Origin of the sequence: Oscillatoria sp. HE19RPO, assembly GCF_024220515.1 — a bacterium.
GTDB lineage: Bacteria > Cyanobacteriota > Cyanobacteriia > Cyanobacteriales > Laspinemataceae > Laspinema.
The window spans coordinates 1-3,125 of the sequence record NZ_JAMXOT010000446.1; the positions used below are offsets into that span (position 1 = coordinate 1).

At 49.0% G+C, this 3,125-nt stretch carries 3 protein-coding genes; 1 reads left to right on the forward strand and 2 read right to left on the reverse strand.

Translation table 11 applies throughout. The features are described from left to right. Positions 1 to 228 precede the first annotated feature (228 nt). Both NG833_RS29245 and NG833_RS29250 read right to left on the reverse strand, forming a co-directional pair. Entirely contained in the window at positions 229 to 1,044 is an 816-nt protein-coding gene (locus tag NG833_RS29245; RefSeq protein WP_254568784.1) for a glycosyltransferase family 2 protein, read from the reverse strand. 70 nt (positions 1,045 to 1,114) lie between these two features. Beyond that, positions 1,115 to 1,291 carry a hypothetical protein gene (locus NG833_RS29250; RefSeq protein ID WP_254568785.1) on the reverse strand — a complete coding sequence of 59 codons (177 nt, stop codon included), beginning with the start codon at positions 1,289 to 1,291 and terminating at the stop codon, positions 1,115 to 1,117. Positions 1,292 to 1,293: 2 nt separating this feature from the next. On the opposite strand from NG833_RS29250, the gene cobA reads away from it, so the two are divergent. Beyond that, on the forward strand, positions 1,294 to 2,904 hold the full coding sequence (gene cobA / locus NG833_RS29255) for a uroporphyrinogen-III C-methyltransferase (RefSeq protein WP_254568786.1): 1,611 nt from the start codon (positions 1,294 to 1,296) through the stop codon (positions 2,902 to 2,904). The last annotated feature ends 221 nt before the right edge of the window (positions 2,905 to 3,125 follow it).

Genomic DNA, 3,125 nt, shown 5'->3' on the forward strand with positions numbered 1-3,125 from the left:
CTTTCATAAATTTAGGCAAAGTTGCAACAGTTGTCGCAGAAACCCGGTTTCTGGTCCTTTGTAGGGGGTGAGAAACCGGGTTTCTTTCATAAATTTAGGCAAAGTTGCAACAGTTGTCGCAGAAACCCGGTTTCTGGTCCCTTAAACTAAGAAAGAGAACGACTGAAGTCGTTACTACGAACAATTGAAGAGAACGACTGAAGTCGTTACTACGAACAATTGGGAAGATTAATCTTTGTCTCGGCGATCGAAGATGGTGGATTTGCCGGGGACCATTAACTCGGCGGGATAGAGGAAAACTTGTCCTTGCATCACGGCAGCAATGCGTCTGGCATCGGTTTCTCGATAGGGAACGGTTCTACAATATAAGTCCATGTCTCGATAGACTGCCGGTTTTAACTTTTTGTCAGCATCGACTTGTTTATGTTGATAGGTTTCATCAATTTCTGCTTTGCCATATCCCCAGTGTAAATGTTCGGTGAGAATATCCGGAATGTAATGCAATCTGCCGACTCGTTTGGCAATTTCCCAAATCCACATATCGTCATAGAGGCATTCAAATAATCCCGTGGTAAAATAGCCTAATGTTTGACACCATTTGCGCGAGACGATGGGGAAGGTACAGAGTTTTTCTTGCCAATGTCCTTCGTTGAACCACATACAAAAGATTTCATCGGGGTATTTCTGGGTTTCGATGTCGAGGCGACTGTCCCATCCAAAATCGTTGTAGGTTTGGTCATCGGCTGCCATAATTAGGAGGTTACCTTCGCAGCGACTGGCGAGTTCGTTCCATGCTTTGGAAATCCCGATCGCCTCTCCTAATAAAAACCCACAGCGGCGAAAGCGGTCCAATTCCGGTTTATGGGTTTTAAACTGTTCCAAATACTCGGATTGTTTGCTGTCGTCATCATCTACATAAAACAGCAGTTCGACTCGCTGGGGTTGAGATGCCGTGTTTAATACGCTCAAAGCTAGTCGTAATGCCTGTTCCGGACGTCCGCGTGTGGGACACAGGAGGGAGATGGTTTGCGGGGGGGTTGACATGGTTTCAGGTGATTTTCGATGAAGCACTCCTGATCGAAAATACTACAAGACTTACCCATATTTTGAAAACTCACCCTAAATGTAGAGGCGATTCGCGAATCGCCTCTACATTTAGAGGTAAGGCGTATGTTCTATCGTATATGAGTTGGAGTTTAGTCCGGGTTAAAGGAAGAATTGCCACAAAAGGCAACAGTGCCACCGGAATCAGGGTAAGATACCGTCTGAGGATGTCAAAAGGGACTAGCAATTGTGACTGAAACAGGGGGAATTGTCTATTTGGTGGGTGCAGGTCCTGGGGATGCTGCTTATTTAACGGTACGATCGCGGCAATTGTTGGCGGAAGCGGAGGCGATCGTGTATGATGCCCTGATTGATGAGCAGTTGTTGCAATTGGCTCCTGCCGGTTGTCAACGGATCCATGTCGGCAAACGCGGTGGACAACCCAGTTGGCAACAGGGGGATATCGATCGCCTGTTGGTGGCGCAATGTCAGCAAGGCAAGCGGGTGGTTCGCCTCAAAAGTGGAGACCCCTTTATTTTCGGACGCTGTACGGAGGAAATTCAGGCGTTGAAGGCGGCAAGATGTCCGTATGAAGTTATCCCCGGCATTTCTTCGGCGTTAGCCGGACCGTTACTGGCGGGAATTCCCCTCACGGATCCGGTGATGAGTCATTCGTTTACGGTGGTGACGGGACATGATTGCGATCGCCTCGACTGGGAAACCCTGGCACAAATGCCGACAGTTGTGATTTTAATGGGGACTCGACAACTCGATGAAATCCTCCGGCAGTTGCTGCAACATGGCAAATCCCCCCAAACTCCCATCGCCATTATTCGCGCTTGTGGCACCCCTCGTCAGGTGGTTTGGACAGGGACTTTTGCTGATATCCGCGATCGCACCCGAGGGGAATCTCTCTCTCCTGCGGTGATTGTCATTGGCGAAGTGGTCAAATTGCGCGACTATCTGCTTCCCGACTCCCCCTCTCGTCGTCCACTCTCTCCCGATTCTGCTGATTCTGTTCCCATGTCTAACTATTCCTCTCACGCTGCCAAGTCTTCCCCTAATTCTGCCTCGGGTTTAACGGGAAAAACCGTTCTCGTCACGCGATCGGCGGGACAATCGAGTACCTTTACCGAAATGCTTACCGATGTGGGTGCCAACGTGATTGAAATGCCAGCGTTGGAAATTCGTCCTCCTTCTAGTTGGGAGTCTCTGGATGATGCGATCGCCCGAATTGCGGAGTTTGACTGGTTAATTCTCACCTCTGCCAATGCCGTGGATTACTTCTGCGATCGCCTCCTTGCCAAGGGAAAAGATACCCGCATCCTTGCAGGCATTAAAATTGCCGTCGTCGGCAAAAAAACCGCTGCCACCTTGCAACAGCGGAGTTTAATCGCGGATTATATTCCCCCAGATTTTGTCGCGGATTCCCTGGTGGAACAATTTCCCGAAGATGTATCGGGACAAAAAATATTGTTCCCTCGGGTGGAAACCGGGGGACGAGAAGTATTGGTTGCGGAGTTTACGACGCAAGGTGCGATTGTCGAAGAAGTTGCTGCTTATGAGTCGGGTTGTCCCGAGGCGATCGCGCCGGAAGCATGGAAAGCACTGCAACAGCACCGTATTGATATCATCACCTTTGCCAGTTCTAAAACCGTGCGAAACTTTTGCCAGCTACTGGATCGCCAATCCCGCAGTGGCGATCGTTCTTGGCAAAGCTTATTAAATAACGTGCGAATTGCTTCAATTGGTCCGCAGACGTCAAAAACCTGTGATGAATTACTCGGCAGAGTTGATGTAGAAGCTGAGGAATATACTCTCGACGGATTGCTACAAGCCTTGCTGTCTATAAACGGGTGAGGGAATTTATTGACCCTCTCTACACAAAAAGCCGGTTTCGGCGAAACCGGACTTGAGAAAATTGCTCTCAGGTCTTGTTTAAGGGTATTCCAACAAATAAATCCTCCTTGCTTTGATGCGATCGCACCTAACAAGACTCTATTTAGCCCGCGCAGGCGGGCTTCGTCCGTGTAGCCCCAGGCTTCAGCCTGTGGGTTTTTTGGACATTTTATTTTTTGGAG

What these genes read in the sequence shown, in the direction of transcription:
- NG833_RS29245 (WP_254568784.1), bottom strand. Translation starts at nt 1,044, where the DNA reads ATGTCAACCCCCCCGCAAACCATCTCCCTCCTGTGTCCCACACGCGGA.